This window comes from Arthrobacter sp. TmtSoilC51 (assembly GCF_055388015.1).
In genome coordinates this window covers 2882903-2898417 of sequence record NZ_AP035877.1, presented here as the reverse complement: position 1 = coordinate 2898417, position 15515 = coordinate 2882903, and the positions used below count along the sequence as shown (strand labels likewise).

15 protein-coding genes and 1 pseudogene are annotated in these 15515 nt (G+C 62.1%); 9 read left to right on the top strand and 7 right to left on the bottom strand.

The annotated features are described in order from the left end of the window. The first annotated feature begins 367 nt into the window (after nt 1-367). Nucleotides 368-1330, top strand: a complete 963-nt coding sequence (locus ACZ5G6_RS13200) for a heme o synthase (protein WP_223932869.1) — start codon at nt 368-370, stop codon at nt 1328-1330. A 303-nt stretch (nt 1331-1633) separates the two neighbouring features. Here the strand turns inward: ACZ5G6_RS13200 and ACZ5G6_RS13195 are convergent, their stop codons facing one another. From ACZ5G6_RS13195 to ACZ5G6_RS13185, 3 genes are read right to left on the bottom strand one after another with little or no spacing between them, the layout of a single operon-like run. Continuing rightward, on the bottom strand, nt 1634-2578 hold the full coding sequence (locus ACZ5G6_RS13195; RefSeq protein ID WP_223932868.1) for a COX15/CtaA family protein: 945 nt from the start codon (nt 2576-2578) through the stop codon (nt 1634-1636). A gap of 32 nt (nt 2579-2610) precedes the next feature. Then, the gene (locus ACZ5G6_RS13190) at nt 2611-3375 is read right to left on the bottom strand and encodes an ABC transporter permease (RefSeq protein ID WP_223932867.1); all 765 of its coding nucleotides are present in this window, start codon (nt 3373-3375) and stop codon (nt 2611-2613) included. Beyond that, nucleotides 3372-4337: an ABC transporter ATP-binding protein gene (locus ACZ5G6_RS13185; RefSeq protein WP_223932866.1), complete on the bottom strand. Its 966-nt coding sequence runs from the start codon at nt 4335-4337 to the stop codon at nt 3372-3374. The genes ACZ5G6_RS13190 and ACZ5G6_RS13185 overlap by 4 nt, the downstream gene beginning before the upstream one ends. A 109-nt stretch (nt 4338-4446) precedes the next feature. Here ACZ5G6_RS13185 and ACZ5G6_RS13180 point away from each other — a divergent pair, with 109 nt between their 5' ends. From ACZ5G6_RS13180 to ACZ5G6_RS13155, 6 genes are read left to right on the top strand one after another with little or no spacing between them, the layout of a single operon-like run. Next, nucleotides 4447-5268 (top strand): helix-turn-helix transcriptional regulator, encoded by an 822-nt coding sequence (locus ACZ5G6_RS13180; protein ID WP_498685904.1) that lies wholly within the window; start codon nt 4447-4449, stop codon nt 5266-5268. Next, nucleotides 5268-6731, top strand: coding sequence for a Fe-S cluster assembly protein SufB (sufB, locus tag ACZ5G6_RS13175; RefSeq protein WP_223932865.1), 1464 nt, complete (start codon nt 5268-5270; stop codon nt 6729-6731). Before ACZ5G6_RS13180 ends, sufB begins: the two co-directional genes overlap by 1 nt. 2 nt (nt 6732-6733) lie before the next feature. Continuing rightward, nucleotides 6734-8059 carry a Fe-S cluster assembly protein SufD gene (gene sufD / locus ACZ5G6_RS13170; protein WP_498685903.1) on the top strand — a complete coding sequence of 442 codons (1326 nt, stop codon included), beginning with the start codon at nt 6734-6736 and terminating at the stop codon, nt 8057-8059. Between the two features lie 20 nt (nt 8060-8079). Beyond that, on the top strand, nt 8080-8436 hold the full coding sequence (locus tag ACZ5G6_RS13165) for a non-heme iron oxygenase ferredoxin subunit (protein ID WP_498685902.1): 357 nt from the start codon (nt 8080-8082) through the stop codon (nt 8434-8436). A gap of 45 nt (nt 8437-8481) precedes the next feature. Then, nucleotides 8482-9267: a Fe-S cluster assembly ATPase SufC gene (gene sufC, locus ACZ5G6_RS13160; protein WP_223932862.1), complete on the top strand. Its 786-nt coding sequence runs from the start codon at nt 8482-8484 to the stop codon at nt 9265-9267. 13 nt (nt 9268-9280) lie between these two features. Continuing rightward, a complete protein-coding gene (locus ACZ5G6_RS13155) occupies nt 9281-9613 on the top strand; it encodes a metal-sulfur cluster assembly factor (protein WP_021470428.1) in 333 nt (110 codons plus the stop codon). Between the two features lie 92 nt (nt 9614-9705). Here the strand turns inward: ACZ5G6_RS13155 and ypfJ are convergent, their stop codons facing one another. Beyond that, a complete protein-coding gene (ypfJ, locus tag ACZ5G6_RS13150) occupies nt 9706-10605 on the bottom strand; it encodes a KPN_02809 family neutral zinc metallopeptidase (RefSeq protein ID WP_223932861.1) in 900 nt (299 codons plus the stop codon). A 61-nt stretch (nt 10606-10666) separates the two neighbouring features. Here ypfJ and ACZ5G6_RS13145 point away from each other — a divergent pair, with 61 nt between their 5' ends. Then, complete coding sequence (locus ACZ5G6_RS13145; RefSeq protein WP_223932860.1) at nt 10667-12058, top strand: class I adenylate-forming enzyme family protein; 1392 nt, start codon at nt 10667-10669, stop codon at nt 12056-12058. Next, entirely contained in the window at nt 12030-13331 is a 1302-nt protein-coding gene (locus ACZ5G6_RS13140; protein WP_498685901.1) for a thiolase family protein, read from the top strand. The genes ACZ5G6_RS13145 and ACZ5G6_RS13140 overlap by 29 nt, the downstream gene beginning before the upstream one ends. On the opposite strand, the gene ACZ5G6_RS13135 is transcribed toward ACZ5G6_RS13140, so the two are convergent. From ACZ5G6_RS13135 to ACZ5G6_RS13125, 3 genes and pseudogenes are all read right to left on the bottom strand, one after another. After that, nucleotides 13256-13894 (bottom strand): energy-coupling factor transporter transmembrane component T family protein, encoded by a 639-nt coding sequence (locus ACZ5G6_RS13135; RefSeq protein WP_498685900.1) that lies wholly within the window; start codon nt 13892-13894, stop codon nt 13256-13258. The two genes, ACZ5G6_RS13140 and ACZ5G6_RS13135, sit on opposite strands and share 76 nt — an antisense overlap. Next, nucleotides 13891-14520, bottom strand: a pseudogene (locus ACZ5G6_RS13130) (energy-coupling factor ABC transporter ATP-binding protein); the annotation flags it as partial. The gene ACZ5G6_RS13135 and the pseudogene ACZ5G6_RS13130, both read right to left, overlap by 4 nt. Before the next feature lie 138 nt (nt 14521-14658). Then, the gene (locus ACZ5G6_RS13125) at nt 14659-15273 is read right to left on the bottom strand and encodes a biotin transporter BioY (RefSeq protein WP_223932856.1); all 615 of its coding nucleotides are present in this window, start codon (nt 15271-15273) and stop codon (nt 14659-14661) included. Between the last annotated feature and the right edge of the window lie 242 nt (nt 15274-15515).

Sequence of the window (15515 nt, the reverse complement as noted above, 5' to 3'; positions counted from 1 at the left end):
GATGGCGCCCGCTGCAATGTGTCTACCAGCCGTTCACCATTGAAACGTTGATCCTTCATCCAGACGCACGGATTTCCGAGAATACGGTTTCCCGGATTGTCAACGTGTGCTGATCTGCTCAACAGCTTAGCCCCAAACGTGTCGTGAGACTCAGGGAATCCCACTAACTGGACAGAATTTCCCTTATATGAATCACGATGGCGCCGCGCGGAAGTGATCTTTCCGAAACATTGGCGTATTTTGCGGACATGGGCGTACTTCCAGCCACGGTATGATATTTGGAGGCCACCAGCGGTTCATGCGCCCGCGGTTCCATGTCAGAAACCCGGACGGCTGCCGCTGCGAGAACCCCAGAGCATAGAACAGAGTGACTGCCGCCGTGAGCACAACTGATACGCCCCTCAACGCGTCCCCGGCCCGGGGAAACATCGGAATCTCCCGTAAGTTCAAGGCGTATCTGGCTCTGACCAAGCCCCGTGTGATCGAACTGCTCCTGGTTAGTACCCTCCCCACCATGATTTTTGCCCAGCGGGGCTTCCCGTCCATCGGGCTGATTCTGGCAACACTCGTGGGTGGTGCTTTCGCCGCAGGCAGCGCCGGCGTGTTCAATTGCTACATCGACCGCGACATCGACAAATTGATGCACCGCACCGAAAAGCGTCCCCTTGTTACCGGGGAAGTCACCCCGCGCGAAGCCATTGTGTTCGCCTGGATCCTCGGCGCGGCTTCGATCGCGATCCTCTGGTTCGGGGCGAATCCGCTGTCCGCGTGGCTGGGGTTGGGTGCAATCGTCTTCTACGTGGTCATCTACACCATGATCCTCAAGCGCCGCACCGCACAGAACATCGTCTGGGGCGGCGCCGCCGGCTGCTTCCCAGTGCTCATCGCCTGGGCCGCGGTCACCAATACTGTCGAGTGGCCCGCCGTCGTTCTCTTCATGGTCATTTTCCTGTGGACACCCCCGCACTACTGGCCGCTGTCCATGCGCTACGGCGAGGATTACCGCAACGCCAAGGTGCCCATGCTTGGCGCAATTGCCGGGGCAAAGGTCGTCTCTGTCCAGGTGGTCCTGTACGCCTGGGCCATGGTTGCCTGCTCGCTCCTGATGATTCCCGTGGGCGGTGCCGGCTGGGTCTACTCAATCGCCGCCGTCGCTGCCGGTGCATGGTTCCTCTATGAGAGCCACGCACTCTACAAGCGCGCACAAGGTGGCGACGTCTCCAACAAGGGCGCCATGAAGGTCTTCCACGGCTCCATCAGCTACCTGACGCTACTGTTCATCGCGTTGGCCGTGGACCCGTTCATCGGATCACCGATCATCGGCGGCTAGGCCGCAACGCAAGTTGCCCAACCAAAAGGCACGACGCCGGCACTCACCCCCGAGTGCCGGCGTCGTGCCTTTCGTCTCCCACCAGCGATGCTCTCTCACTTCCAGCCCCATTTGGCCGGTTGTTCTCTCACATCCCACCGATCCGAAGCGGATGCTCCCAATGGACGTTCGACGTCCGCAGGATCCGAGAGAGCAACCGGGCCAGGGCTGCAGGATCTGAGAGAGCAACCGGGCTAGGGCTGCAGGATCTGAGAGAGCAACCGGGCCAGGGCTGCAGGATCTGAGAGAGCGTAGTGGGGGTTGCTACTTGGCCGGGCTGTATTTAGCGGTGTCGGCCGCGTTGGTGGATGCGCTCATCAGCAGGGCTGCTCCAAGCATGTGCGCACCCACGAGAAGTGCGGGAATTCCGTTGTAGTACTGCGTGAACCCGATGATGGCCTGGAGCACTGTGACACCCAGCAGCAACCATGCAGCGGTGCGGAACGGTCCACCTATCTTGTGGCGGATCACCAAGTAGACGGCAAACAATGTTCCCGCGGTGATGAGGTAGGCCGGCACGGCGTGAATGTGTGAAAAGAGGTCCCAATCGAGGTCGTTTCGGGGAGCATCGGCGTCGCCGGCGTGCGGACCTGCGCCGGTCACAACCACGCCCAGCATGACCGCGATGGCGGAGAATACAGCAACGGCCATCATGACGGGCCGGACAATCGCGGGAAGCGCGGGCAGGGACCGGTCCATGAAGCGTCCAGTGCGTCCGTAAGCACGGTTGACGAGCAAGGTGGCGAAGACCACGAGGGCCATTGACACCAGGAAGTGAAGCCCGACGACCCAGGGGTTCAGGCCGGAGAGAACTGTTACGCCGCCGATGACAGCCTGGGCGGGGATGCTCGCCAAGAGGCCAAGTGCCAGAAGGAAGAGATCGCGGCGTTCCCTGCGCAGGTTCCACAAGTACACCAGCATGAGCGCGGCAACCGCGGCCAAGGCGAAAGTCAGCATTCTGTTGCCGAACTCGATGAAGCCGTGGATACCCATCTCGGGCGTATTCACCAATGAGTCGCTGGTGCAACGCGGCCAAGTCGGGCACCCAAGTCCGGAGGCGGTTAGGCGGACCGCGCCGCCAGTGACCACGAGGACCGTCTGCCCAATGAGCGAGAGCACTGCGAGTCGGCGGATGGTGCGGTTGACCTCCGTTGGCAGCTTGGAGGTGAACCGCTGAACAGTTTTCGGAAGGCGGGATGCCGTACTCACAGTTTTCTCAATTCTCAGTTCTGCTTGGTTGGTCAGTTCCACTTGAACCAGCGGATGGCTGCGGCGCCGGCAAGCACGGTCCACAGCAGGAGGACCATTACGGCCGGGAGGGGGACGACGCCCAACAGGAAAGCATCCCTCAACGCCTGTCCCAGTGCACCGGATGGAAGGAAGTGCACGATCCCCTGAGCCAAAGCGGGGAGCCGTTCTGCCGGAACGACGATGCCGCCCAGTGCTCCCAGCAGGATCCATAGCAGGTTGGTGATGGCAAGGGTGGCTTCGGGCCGCACAGTTCCTGCCACCAGCAAGCCCAAGGCCGTAAACGCGGCTGCTCCGAGAATCAGCAGGCCTATGCCCGGGAGCCAGGCCTCTGGCCGTGGCTGCCAGCCCAGCAGTCCAGCGACGGCGGCCACCACCAGTACCTGCAGGAACAGCACCACGAGCACCGCCAGGACCTTGCCCGCAATCAGCCCACCGCGCCCCAGGGGAGTAGTGGACAGGAACCGCAGGACTCCGTAGCGGCGGTCAAATCCTGTGGCTATGCCTTGCCCCGTAAAGGCTGTGGACATGGCGCATAGGGCGAGGATTCCAGGCGTGGCGACGTCTATACGGGAGCCGCCAAGGCCATCCAATAAGGGCGTAACGGTCAAGCCGGCCATGGCCAGCAACGGCAGGACGATTGCGAGAATCAATTGCTCGCCGTTGCGGAGCATCGTTATGGTCTCGTAACGGCCCTGCTGCAGAATACGGCGGGGCAGGGAAGCAGGTCCGGCGTTTGGGGACAGTAGTTTGCTCATCGGAGGTCCCTTCCGGAGATGTCCAGGAAAACGTCTTCGAGGCTGCGCGCCTCGAGTCTCAGTGACGCTGGCATGATTTCGCGTTCCGCCCACCAAGCGGTCAAGGCGGCAAGATCGGCGGGCCCCAGGGCACCTGTGATGGAGTAGCTGCCAGGACGGGTTTCAAGGACTTGCAAACCTGCGCGAAGGACGCCTTTAAACTCGAGTCCGGCCGGTGCATCGAAGAACAGGGTCCGGTCAGTAATAGCGGTGTCGGCAGAATGGTCGTGCCGTAGGAGGTCGGCGACCGTTCCCTCGGCGACGTTGTGTCCGCCGTCGATGATGTAGACGTAGTCAGCCAGGCGTTCGGCGTCGTCCATCAAATGCGTCGTGAGGATGATGCCCATGCCGGCGTCGCGGAGTTCAGCAATGAGATCGAACACCACCTGACGCGAATGCGGATCCAGTCCAGCGCTGGGCTCATCAAGGAAGAGGACTTCCGGGTTACCTACCAAGGCTGCAGCCAGGGCCACACGCTGCTTTTGGCCGCCTGACAGGCGCCGTACGCTGGTGCGGCTGAACTGGGCAATGCCCAAGCGCTCCACGAGCGCATCGACGTCCATGGGATTCCGGTACATGCCGGCAACATGACGCAAGAGGGGGACGGGACGGGCCGACGGCGGGAGGCCGCCGTCCTGGAGCATGACGCCTACGCGGGACCTCAAGTCAGCGCCAGCCGTATCCGGGTCCGCGCCCAGGAGTGAGATGCTCCCCCCGGTCCGTTTCTGCAGACCTTGTGCACACTCAAGCGTGGTGGTCTTGCCGGCGCCGTTGGCTCCAAGGAGGGCCGTAATCCGGCCTCGTTCAGCCGCCATGGACAGCCCACTGACAACCCGGAGCATTTTGCCGTCAAGGGAGGCCAGGGGGCCTACATCCTTAATGAGTCCGTCTATAGTGAGGACAGGGGAATCGGTGGATCGCACCAAAGTATTCTACGTGAAGTAGTACGGTCACACTTGGTGGGCGGCTAAGGTCAGTCTTGCCTTACTGGATGCATGAAACAAATTACGACATGATTGTGTTGTGTATTCCATGAGCAGTCCAGTTTCCATGCCCTCAAAGCGGCATGCTGCAGCAGCCGAGGCCTTCGCGCCTTTGCATGCGCTGCCTGACGCGGAAGACCGCACAAGGGACCGCGTCCTTGGCGCAGTTTTGGAGAACGGCCCCGTCAGTGCTGCTGAGCTGGGCGATCTTCTTGGCTTCACGCCTGCAGCGGTTCGCCGCCACCTGGATCACCTGGAGCGGAGCGGCGTGATCGAAGTCAAGCGCGTCGCCAAGGCAGGAGCCGGCGCCGGACGCCCTGCGCGCCGCTATGTCCTGAGTTCACAAGGCCAATCGAAGCTTGGCGATGACTACCTGAACATCGCCAGTTCCGCGCTCCGGCGACTCCAGGAGATTGCCGGCGAGGATGCAGTCCGCGAATATGCGGAGGAGCGCTTCTCTGAAATGGAGCGTCGATACGCACCGGAAGTCGCGGCTGCCGGGCAGGACATCACCGCCCGCGCCTTGGCCTTGTCCAAGGCCCTGAGCCGTGACGGTTACGTTGCCTCTGCCCATTCCATTGAGGCCAAAGCCCCTCTGCCCGCAGAGTTTTCCAGTGTCCAGCTGTGCCAGGGACATTGCCCCATCCAACAACTCGCAGCGGAATTCCCGGTCTTTTGCGACAGCGAGACCAAGGTCTTTTCCCGCTTGGTGGGCGTCGATGTCCGGCGTCTTTCAACCCTGGCGCAAGGCGGGCACGTCTGCACCACCCACATACCTACCGGGCGACCAGCTGCCACGGTGCCTCACAGCACCGCAGTGCAGTCCGGGAACCCGTACCAGGAATCAAACAACCAGCAAGAAAGGCCGTGATGACGGACCAACTAGCAGAGAAAGCGGTAGCTGACGGCACTGTGATCTCGGAGATTCTGGAGAAGAATCCCGAACTGCACGGTATCGGAAACTACGAGTACGGCTGGGCCGACAAGAACGACGTAGGCGCGAACGCCCGTCGTGGCCTCGACGAGGAGGTTGTCCGCGACATCTCCTCGAAGAAGAACGAGCCCGAATGGATGCTCGATCTGCGGCTCAAGGGCCTGAAGTACTTCGACCGTAAGCCCATGCCAACCTGGGGCGCAGACCTCTCGGGCATCGACTTCGACAACATCAAGTACTTCGTGCGTTCCACCGAGAAGCAGGCGGCAACGTGGGAAGACCTTCCCGAGGACATCCGCAATACGTACGAGAAGCTCGGCATTCCCGAAGCTGAGCGCAGCCGCCTCGTCTCCGGCGTGGCAGCCCAGTACGAGTCCGAGGTTGTCTACCACCAGATCCGCGAAGACCTGGAAGCCCAGGGCGTTATCTTCCTGGACACGGACACCGCTCTGCGGGAACACCCGGAAATCTTCCAGGAATACTTCGGCACCATCATTCCCGTCGGCGACAACAAGTTTGCCTCGTTGAACACAGCGGTATGGTCCGGTGGATCGTTCGTGTACGTGCCCAAGGGCGTGCACGTGGATATCCCGCTCCAGGCTTACTTCCGTATCAACACGGAGAACATGGGCCAGTTCGAGCGCACCCTGATCATCGCCGATGAGGACTCCTACGTTCACTACATCGAAGGTTGCACGGCTCCGATCTACACTTCGGACTCCCTGCACTCCGCCGTTGTGGAGATCATCGTGAAGAAGGGCGCCCGCGTCCGCTACACGACCATCCAGAACTGGTCCAACAACGTGTACAACCTGGTCACCAAGCGTGCCATCTGCGAAGAGGGCGCCACCATGGAATGGATCGATGGCAACATCGGCTCCAAGGTGACCATGAAGTACCCGGCCGTTTACCTGGTGGGCGAACACGCCAAGGGTGAAACCCTGTCCATCGCCTTTGCCGGCGAGGGCCAGCACCAGGACACGGGCTCCAAGATGGTGCACATCGCACCCAACACCAAGAGCTCCATTATTTCAAAGTCGGTTGCCCGCGGCGGAGGCCGTGCGGCTTACCGCGGCTTGGTCCAGGTCCGCGAAGGTGCAAAGCACTCGGCCAACACGGTCCGTTGCGATGCCCTCCTGGTAGACACCATTTCCCGTTCGGACACGTACCCGTACATCGACATCCGCGAGGATGACGTTGTCATGGGCCACGAGGCCACCGTTTCCCGCGTCAGCGAAGAGCAGCTCTTCTATCTGATGTCCCGCGGCATGCCTGAGGACGAGGCCATGGCCATGATCGTGCGCGGCTTTATCGAGCCGATCGCCCGTGAGCTGCCCATGGAATATGCCCTTGAGCTGAACCGCTTGATTGAACTGCAGATGGAAGGGTCCGTCGGTTAACAATGACTGATATCACTACTGAAAAGGCGCGCATCGGCGCGCCCTCGGCCCAGCCGTACATCAACGGCTTCACCGAGGAAGGCGAAAACCTTTCGCCCGTCAACACAGGCACCAATGCTTCGCAGAGGCTGGAAAAGCCGTCGGAACAGCCCTCAGCTGGTCCGCTCGCCGGTGCGTCGGCCAAGAGCCACTCGCACGGTGGCGGGGTAGGCATCCCGGACAGCTCCCGGGCCGGCCGCCTCACCTCCTACAAGCTTGAGGACTTCAAGCCCCTGACGGGTCTTGAGGAAGACTGGCGGTTCACGCCCTTGAAGCGTCTGCGTGGCCTCCACACGGATGTCCTCAACGGGGCAGCTCCGGCTGTGAACGTAACGGCACCGACCGGCGTCGTGGTTGAAACTGTTGGCCGCGACGACGCCCGGATCGGCCAGGCAGGCATTCCGGAAGACCGTGTGTCCGCCAACGGCTGGGAGAACTTCTCCGAAGCCACTGTCGTGACGGTTCCTGCGGAACTGCAGGCTGAGAGTGAAGTTTCCGTCCTGATCACAGGTGCTGGCGAAGAAGCATCCGCCCAGCACATCGTGATCGTGGCTGAGCGCTTCTCCAAGGCTGTTGTTGTCCTGGACCACCACGGCACCGCGGTGGTTTCCGAGAATGTCGAAATCATCGTTGAAGACGGCGCCGAACTGACCGTCGTGTCCTTGCAGGAATGGGACGACAAAGCAGTTCACGCTTCATCACAGCAGGCCAAGATCGGTCGCGACGCCAAGTTCAAGCACATCGTCGTCAGCCTGGGCGGGGACCTGGTCCGCGTCACGCCGTCCACGCGCTTCACCGCACCTGGTGCCGACGTCGAAATGTTCGGCCTGTACTTCGCCGACGCCGGACAGCACCTTGAGCAGCGCCTGTTCGTTGACCACGCAGTGGCCAACTGCAAGTCGCGCGTGCTGTACAAGGGCGCCCTGCAGGGCCGCAACGCCCACACCGTGTGGGTCGGCGACGTCCTGATCCGCAAGGAAGCCGAAGGCACCGACACCTACGAGGCCAACCGCAACCTGGTCCTCACCGACGGTGCGCGTGCCGACTCAGTGCCGAACCTGGAAATCGAAACCGGCCTGATCGAGGGTGCGGGCCACGCCAGCGCCACCGGCCGTTTCGATGACGAGCACCTGTTCTACCTCATGGCACGCGGCATCCCGGAGAAGGTTGCCCGCCGTCTGGTGGTGCGTGGCTTCCTCAACGAGATCATCCAGCAGATCAAGGTTCCGGCAATCGAAGATCGCCTGACCGACGCTGTTGAGCGCGAGCTCGCTGCAACAGACAACTAAGACAGGTCAGTCAGAGAATCATGAGTGAACAAACCAAGGGCGAACTGGTATGCAACGCCAATGACATTCAGGTCAAGCAGGCGCTGCGAATCCTGATTGATGACTACCCCGTAGCCATCGTGAAGGACTCGATGGGGGACATCCATGCCATCGGGGATACTTGCTCGCACGCGGATATCTCACTGTCGGAGGGCGAGATTGAAGGCTGTGCCATCGAATGTTGGGGGCATGGTTCCCAGTTCGATCTTCGCAGCGGACAGCCCCTCCAACTGCCTGCCTACGATCCCGTGCCCGTCTTTGCCGTCACCCTCGACGGCGACGACGTCTACGTGGACGTGACCAACGTTGTGAACGGCGCCTCGGTAGAGAACTACTGAGCGCCAAGTATCGCCAGACTTACGAACGAAAAAAGAAAGAAGAGCATGTCTACTCTTGAGATCAAGGACCTGCACGTCAGCATCGAGACGGAGCAGGGCACCAAGGAGATCCTGAAGGGCGTCAGCCTCACCATCAAGACCGGTGAGACCCACGCCATCATGGGCCCCAACGGATCGGGCAAGTCCACGCTGGCCTCCACCATCGCCGGCCACCCGCGCTACACCGTCACCAGCGGTACCATCACGCTGGACGGCGAAAACGTCCTCGAAATGAGCGTTGACGAGCGCGCCCGTGCAGGCGTCTTCCTCGCCATGCAGTACCCGGTAGAGGTTCCCGGCGTCACCATGACAAACTTCCTGCGTACCGCCAAGACGGCTATCGACGGCGAAGCGCCCGCCCTGCGCACGTGGACCAAGGACGTCAAGGCTGCCATGCAGCAGCTGCGCATCGACGCCGACTTCGCACAGCGCAACGTCAATGAAGGCTTCTCCGGTGGCGAGAAGAAGCGCGTTGAAATCCTGCAGCTCGAGCTCTTCAAGCCGAAGTTCGCTGTCCTGGACGAGACCGACTCCGGCCTCGACGTCGACGCCCTGAAGGTTGTTTCCGAAGGCGTCAACCGCGCACATGCAGAGGGCAAGATGGGCACGCTGCTCATCACCCACTACACCCGCATCCTGCGCTACATCAAGCCTGACTTCGTCCACGTCTTCGTAGACGGCAAGGTTGTTGAAGAGGGCGGCCCCGAGCTCGCTGACCGCCTTGAAGAAGAAGGCTACGACCGCTACGCCGCAGGCGCCGGCGTTGCCGTTGCTCCTGCCGTACAGGCCTAGTTAGGATCGTTCCATGACCGAAATCAACGCGGCGCGCACCAGCCTCGAGGACGTCGAGGAAGCGCTCAAGGACGTCATTGACCCGGAACTCGGTGTCAACGTCGTGGACTTGGGCCTCCTCTATGGCCTGAAGTACTCGGACGAGGACGGCGCACTCCTCATCGACATGACGCTGACGACTGCGGCCTGCCCGCTGACTGACGTCCTGGAAGAGCAGGTGGGCAAGTCCCTCGACGGAATCGTCGATGACTGGCGCCTCAACTGGGTATGGATGCCGCCATGGGGTCCTGAGCGGATCACCGACGACGGCAAGGACCAGATGCGGGCCCTCGGGTTCAACATCTGATCAGTAGTTTTCGCCCTCCAAGGGCAAAGAAAATGGTTCCGGGCCAATTGGCCCGGAACCATTTCTGCATTAAGTCTGCGTTAAACGCAGGTTTACGGCGTCGCCACGCCAAAGGTGTCGCACTTGTTGATATCACCAGTGGCATATCCCTGGTAGAACCACTTCTGCCGCTGTTCACTGGAACCATGCGTCCAGGACTCGGGCGAGACCCGTCCGGTTGCGGCTTTCTGGATGCGGTCATCACCGACGGCGGATGCGGCCGACAGCGCGTCCTGAAGGTCCTGCTCGGTGAGGGGATCCAGGAACGGCTTGCCGGTTGCCGGGTCTTGCTGGGTGGTTGCATGGCGAACCCAAAGTCCCGCGTAGCAATCGGCCTGCAATTCAACACGAACGGCACCGGACTGCGGCCCTTGGGGATCCTGTTGTGCTTGGTCAAGGTTGCCAAGGATGTTCTGGACGTGGTGGCCGAATTCGTGGGCCACCACATATTCCTGCGCCAGTGGTCCGCCTGATGATCCAAAGCGTGTTACGAGCTCGTCGAAGAACCCGGGATCGAAGTATGCCTTGGTGTCCGCCGGACAGTAGAAAGGTCCAACAGCCGTGGTGGCAGTGCCACATCCGGTATTGGTCCCTTGTTCGAAGATGACCGTGCCGGGCCTGGAATATTGCACGTTGTACTGGGCGAGGTATTCCGGCCAGAAAGCATTAAGGCTGTTCACAGTGCCTGTAATCCGGCAGTCGAGTCGTTTGTCCGCATCAGCACCGGTCTTGCACTCCTGCACACCACCGCTCCCACCGTCGACGGCGGGCGGCTGGCTTCCGCCGCCCGTGAGGTCCCCAAGGATGTTGGGGTTGATTCCGAAGAGGGCCAGAAGCAGCACGACGATGCCACCACCAATCCCGCCGCCTATCTTCGTCCCGCGGCCCATGCCTCCGCCGCGTCGGTCTTCTACTTGGGATGGGTCAAGCTGCGCACCGTCATTGAAACTCATACAGTCAGAATAGACGTCACCATTGGTGCCGGAGGGCGGACACTGCCGTAAAATTGCGGGGATGCCTTTCCTGGACAAAATTCAGCTCTGGGCCGATGAGCGACCCCACGACACCGCCGTCGTTGTGGGCCGCAGCCGGCTCAACTGGGCCGAGCTCCGCGACGCCGCGACGGAGCTGCTTGGCCACACGACGGCCACTACCGTGCTTGCCGAACCCAACTCCACCGGATTCGTCGCGAAGTTTGTAGCCGCAGTGGCGGGGGAGCGCCGCTGTGCCGTGCTGGACCCACAGTGGCCCGCAGCGATGGTGGAGGAAGTGACGTCCCGTATCGTCGACCCGGCCATTGCATCCGGCGTCGAACTCATTGACGGGGATCCCTCCACCACTTTCCTGATTGGGCTTACGTCGGGCACCACATCGGTGCCGAAGGCCTTCACGCGGTCCCGCCGCTCGTGGCAGGTTTCCTTCAACGCTTCGATCGAGTTCTTTGGGCTCTCACAGGACGACCGGACTTTGGCGGCGGGCCCCCTCTCCTCCAGCTTGAACCTCTACGCCCTGTCCGAGTGTCTGTATGCGGGCTCTGCGTTCCATACGCTGGAGTCCTTCGACGTCGGTGATGCGCACGCGGCCATCAGCCACGACGACATTACAAGGCTGGTCCTCACCCCGACCATGCTTCGTTTGCTCAGTGAACGGGGCCTGGCCGGAGATGTGGATGCTTCCGGAATCCGGAGCATCATCTGCGCCGGTTCCAAGCTCGACGGCCGCACGTTGGAGGCAGCTCGCCGTTGGGCTCCACATGCTGCCATCTTTGAGTATTACGGAGCCTCCGAGTTGAGCTTCGTCTCGGGCACGCGGCTGGCCGCGGGTGAACCGCTGGACGTCGGAGGTACGGGGATAGGCAGGCCGTTCCCAGGTGTGGAACTGCGAATCCTGGACGACGCTGGCCGGAACCTCCTGGACGGCGCCCATGGCAACATCAGCGTCCGCAGTGGAATGGTCAGCAACGGTTACCTTTGGGGGGACGACGGCCAGGCCCTTCGATGCCTGGACGGTTGGTACACCGTGGGGGACCAGGGCTATCTCGCCAACGGGATCCTGCACATTCTGGGACGTCGTTCGGACATGATCATCACTGCGGGCAAGAACGTCTACCCACACGAAGTGGAACTTGCCCTCGCCTCCGTTCCAGGCATCGAAGTTGCCGTGGCTGCCGGGGCCCCGGATGACATCCGCGGACAAAAGGTGATTGCCGGCGTCGTTCCTGCGTATGGTGCCGTCACGGCCACCCAACTCCGCACGGGCCTTGACGGCCTGCTCGCCCGGGACAAGTGGCCATTGCAGTACTACGTGCTTTCCGAGCTACCCATCACGGATCGGGGCAAGGTCAGCCGGATGGTGCTCCTTGACTGGATCAAGAACCATGATTCACGGGCGCAGCCCCTTGGATAGCGGCAGCCACTTGAGTAGCGGCAGCCCGTCGATTCACGACGCCGACGAGTCCCGCCAGCCGGTCATCATCGCGGCGCTGCGGACTCCAATTTGCCGCGCGAACGGGCAACTGAGGCATCTCCGCGCCCCGGACCTTCTGGCACCGGTCATCCGTTCCCTCATTGCGTCGGTGGGCGTTGATCCGGCTGGGGTGAACGACGTCATTATGGGCAATGCAGTTGGCGGTGGCGGGAACGTGGCGCGCTTTGCCGCGCTCCAAGCGGGTTTGCCCATCACGGTGCCGGGGCTCACCGTTGATCGGCAGTGTGGTTCCGGACTGGATGCCATTGCCCTTGCGGCTCGTCTGGTTGGCGCCGGCGGAGATCCCCTGTATGTGGCTGGCGGGGTGGAAAGCATCAGTACCGCTCCCTCCCGTGCCAACAGGAACGACGACGGCGGACTGGACTTTTACTCGCGGGCCACCTTTGTGCCACCCGCGTTTGGTGACCCTGACATGGGTGTTGCTGCGGAAAATGTGGCCAGCGAGTTTGGTATCAGCCGCAATCGGCAAGATGAGTTCGCACTCCGTAGCCACCAGCGGGCTCTTGAGGCCGCGGCAACGGGCAAGCTCGCCGGCGAAATCGTCCCGCTTGATGGCCGTGGCGCTATAGTCGACGCCGACGACGGCCCCAAGGCTTCGCTGCGCGCCTCCCTGATGTCGCGGTTCCCGGCAGTATTCGTCTCCGATGGAACTGTCACGGCGGCGAATTCGTGCTTCGACGCCGACGCAGCGGCCGCCGTCGTCATAACGTCCCTCAAGCGCGCCCGTGAGATGGGTGCTGCTGACGGCCTGCTGGTTTTGGGTTGTGAGACCACGGGCGTGCATCCGGAGTTGCTGGGTATCGGGGCTGCACACGCGGCGGAGCGGTTGTTGGCTCAGCACGGCGTGGCTGCCAACGATGTTGAGCTCATCGAATTCAACGAGGCCTTTGCTTCTCAGACCATCGCTTGCCTGGACCATTTGGGCATCGATCCGGCCAGAGCCAATGCAGAGGGCGGAGCGCTGGCGCTTGGCCACGGCTACGGCGCTTCTGGGGCGGTCCTGGTGACCCGGCTGCTTGCCCAGGCTCGCGGCCTATCTGCAAATTCCGGGTCAGCGCCGCTGGGCTTGGCGATGATCAGCATCGCGGGCGGCATGGGTACGGCAGCCCTGCTGCGCTATTCCCGGCTCTTGGGCTCGTCCGGCTCTCCGAGCCCGCGGGCGGCCAACGCATCGCCTGTTTGGCGGGCATAAGCGACCGTCGTGATAAAGACGGGGAGTACCAGGGCCCTGGGGTTGCGTTCCAGTCCGCGGGCCCGGGCCGCATCCCTGACGTCCGAAAAGGCGCCCGCAATAAACGGGATGCTCCTGAGCATCACGGCAATGGTTAGCGCGAAACGCTCGGGATCGGCACCCAGTCGCTGGAACGGCTTGGCGAGGGAGACAACGCCGTCCAAAAGGTCCTGAACGGGAGTGGTGGCAGTCAGCACGGAAGCTGCGACGACGCACACCAGGATGTTAAAGATGATGCGCGCAGCCGTGGGGCCACCCAACTGCCACCACTGGAACAAGCCGATCACTACGAGGATGGGCGCCACCATCCAGATGGCCCGCGCCAAACGCCGCCAACCGGCCCCGCTGAGCAGGAACAGGCCGCACATCGTGGCGAAGACCAGCAGCGACACGGCCCAGTCGACGATCAGGAAGGACGCCGTTCCGCAGGCCGCCACCACGAGGAACTTCAGCCACAGCGGGGTGCGGTGGATGACCGACTTGCCTGGCACATAGTTTGCGATCAGGAAGCCGTGGCCCCTCATGGCTGGCCCCGCCCCGGAAACTCGTGCAGCGCAGTTGCGCACAGCTCCCGGTACCGCGCAACGCCGTCGGCCGGTCCGCCGTCGAAGATGATGCGCCCTGACTCCACGACAAGGACCCGGTCCATATCCAGTGCGAGGTCGAGGTCGTGCGTGGACATGATCACTTGCTGGTCCAAGCCCGCCACCGTGCGGCGAAGGAGTTCGCGGTTGCGTAGATCAAGCAGGGTGGAAGGCTCGTCCAGGACCAGCACTTTGGGGTCGACGGCGAGGACCGCTGCCAAGGCAAGCAACTGACGCTCTCCACCGGAAAGCTCATAGATGCTCTGGTCGGCCAAGGGCAGCAGGCCAAACCTGTCAAGAACCGATTCCGCGCGTGTGGCTCGTTCGCGCGTGTTCTTGATGGTGCGGCGCAGCGAGAGCTCAACGTCCTCCCGGCCGGTGGGCATCACCAATTGCGACAAAGGATCGGTGAAGACGAACCCGACGTTCGCACGAACCCGGCGGACAGCCTTGACCGTGTCATCGCCGTGGACGTCGACAGTTCCGTCGCTGGGCTCCACCAAGCCGTTCAACAGCCGCAACAGTGTGGACTTTCCGGAACCGTTGGCACCGATGACGCCGATGCGACGCTCCGTGAGGCTCAAGGAGACGTCGTGCAGCAGGGTCTTGGGTGTGTTGCTGCCATCTATGGCTACACGAACCGAGACCCTGCTGAAGTGGATGGAATTCATAGAGTGATTGTGTCTGACTTTGCCTGGCGCAGGCTATTTGACCTTGCGGACCAGGACGTCCGGGAAGGCTTTGTGGATAGCTACGGCAATGATCACGGCCAGGATGTTCTTAAGAATGTCTCCGGGGTAGAACGCGAGGTCGGCAATGAAGGCTTTGGTGAAGTCCAGCTTGCCGTTGACCATCATGCCCAGGACACCCAGGCCATGGATGAGAACGATGCTGCTGACCATGGCGGCAGCAAACAGCAGCAAGGAACGGTTCCGGATCGTCTTACGGATGATCAGGGCCGCCAGATAGCCTGTTGCGGCTGCCGCAAGCGGGAACGCAATGATGTAGCCTGCGGACGCAGTAGCCAGGATCCCGAGCCCGCTGCGGCCGCCGCTGAAGATCGGCAGCCCGGCCAGCCCAAGGAGGACATAGAGCCCGACGGCGGCGAATCCGCGCCCGGGGCCAAGCACCAGGCCGCTGAGCATCACCGTGAGGGTCACCAACGTGATCGGCACGCCAAGGGCACCAACCGGAATGCCGGGAACGATCGCGGACGCTGCCACCAGGGCTGCGAAGACGGCAATGAGGCCGAGGTCCGTGGCGGTCCATCGCTTGCGCGAAGAGTTGCGCTCCACAGAGGCGGAGGTGGTTTGGCTCATGACGGGTCCTATCAGGAAATGCTGTGGGTGCGAGGTTAGTGTGTGTTTCCCCCAAGAGTGAGGATACGGAGCTTGAGAAGGGGTGTTTTTGGTGCATCTCCACAATCGCTAGGCTGAATTCTTTGGTGGGATGCCACAAATGGCACTGTGGGCGATGCTATGTCCGGGGGAGGTCGGGGTGCCGGTAGACTTGAACAGGCTGTTCTCACAGCCACCCCCGCCGCAACTACCGGGCCAACCGG

Excerpts from the sequence above, each read along its gene's own strand:
- ACZ5G6_RS13155 (WP_021470428.1), top strand. The coding sequence starts at position 9,281 with ATGACCGAAATCAACGCGGCGCGCACCAGCCTCGAGGACGTCGAGGAA.
- sufD (WP_498685903.1), top strand. The coding sequence starts at position 6,734 with ATGACTGATATCACTACTGAAAAGGCGCGCATCGGCGCGCCCTCGGCC.
- ACZ5G6_RS13180 (WP_498685904.1), top strand. The coding sequence starts at position 4,447 with ATGAGCAGTCCAGTTTCCATGCCCTCAAAGCGGCATGCTGCAGCAGCC.
- ACZ5G6_RS13190 (WP_223932867.1), bottom strand. The coding sequence starts at position 3,375 with ATGAGCAAACTACTGTCCCCAAACGCCGGACCTGCTTCCCTGCCCCGC.
- ACZ5G6_RS13165 (WP_498685902.1), top strand. The coding sequence starts at position 8,080 with ATGAGTGAACAAACCAAGGGCGAACTGGTATGCAACGCCAATGACATT.
- ypfJ (WP_223932861.1), bottom strand. The coding sequence starts at position 10,605 with ATGAGTTTCAATGACGGTGCGCAGCTTGACCCATCCCAAGTAGAAGAC.
- sufC (WP_223932862.1), top strand. The coding sequence starts at position 8,482 with ATGTCTACTCTTGAGATCAAGGACCTGCACGTCAGCATCGAGACGGAG.
- ACZ5G6_RS13140 (WP_498685901.1), top strand. The coding sequence starts at position 12,030 with ATGATTCACGGGCGCAGCCCCTTGGATAGCGGCAGCCACTTGAGTAGC.
- ACZ5G6_RS13125 (WP_223932856.1), bottom strand. The coding sequence starts at position 15,273 with ATGAGCCAAACCACCTCCGCCTCTGTGGAGCGCAACTCTTCGCGCAAG.
- ACZ5G6_RS13145 (WP_223932860.1), top strand. The coding sequence starts at position 10,667 with ATGCCTTTCCTGGACAAAATTCAGCTCTGGGCCGATGAGCGACCCCAC.
- sufB (WP_223932865.1), top strand. The coding sequence starts at position 5,268 with ATGACGGACCAACTAGCAGAGAAAGCGGTAGCTGACGGCACTGTGATC.
- ACZ5G6_RS13135 (WP_498685900.1), bottom strand. The coding sequence starts at position 13,894 with ATGAGGGGCCACGGCTTCCTGATCGCAAACTATGTGCCAGGCAAGTCG.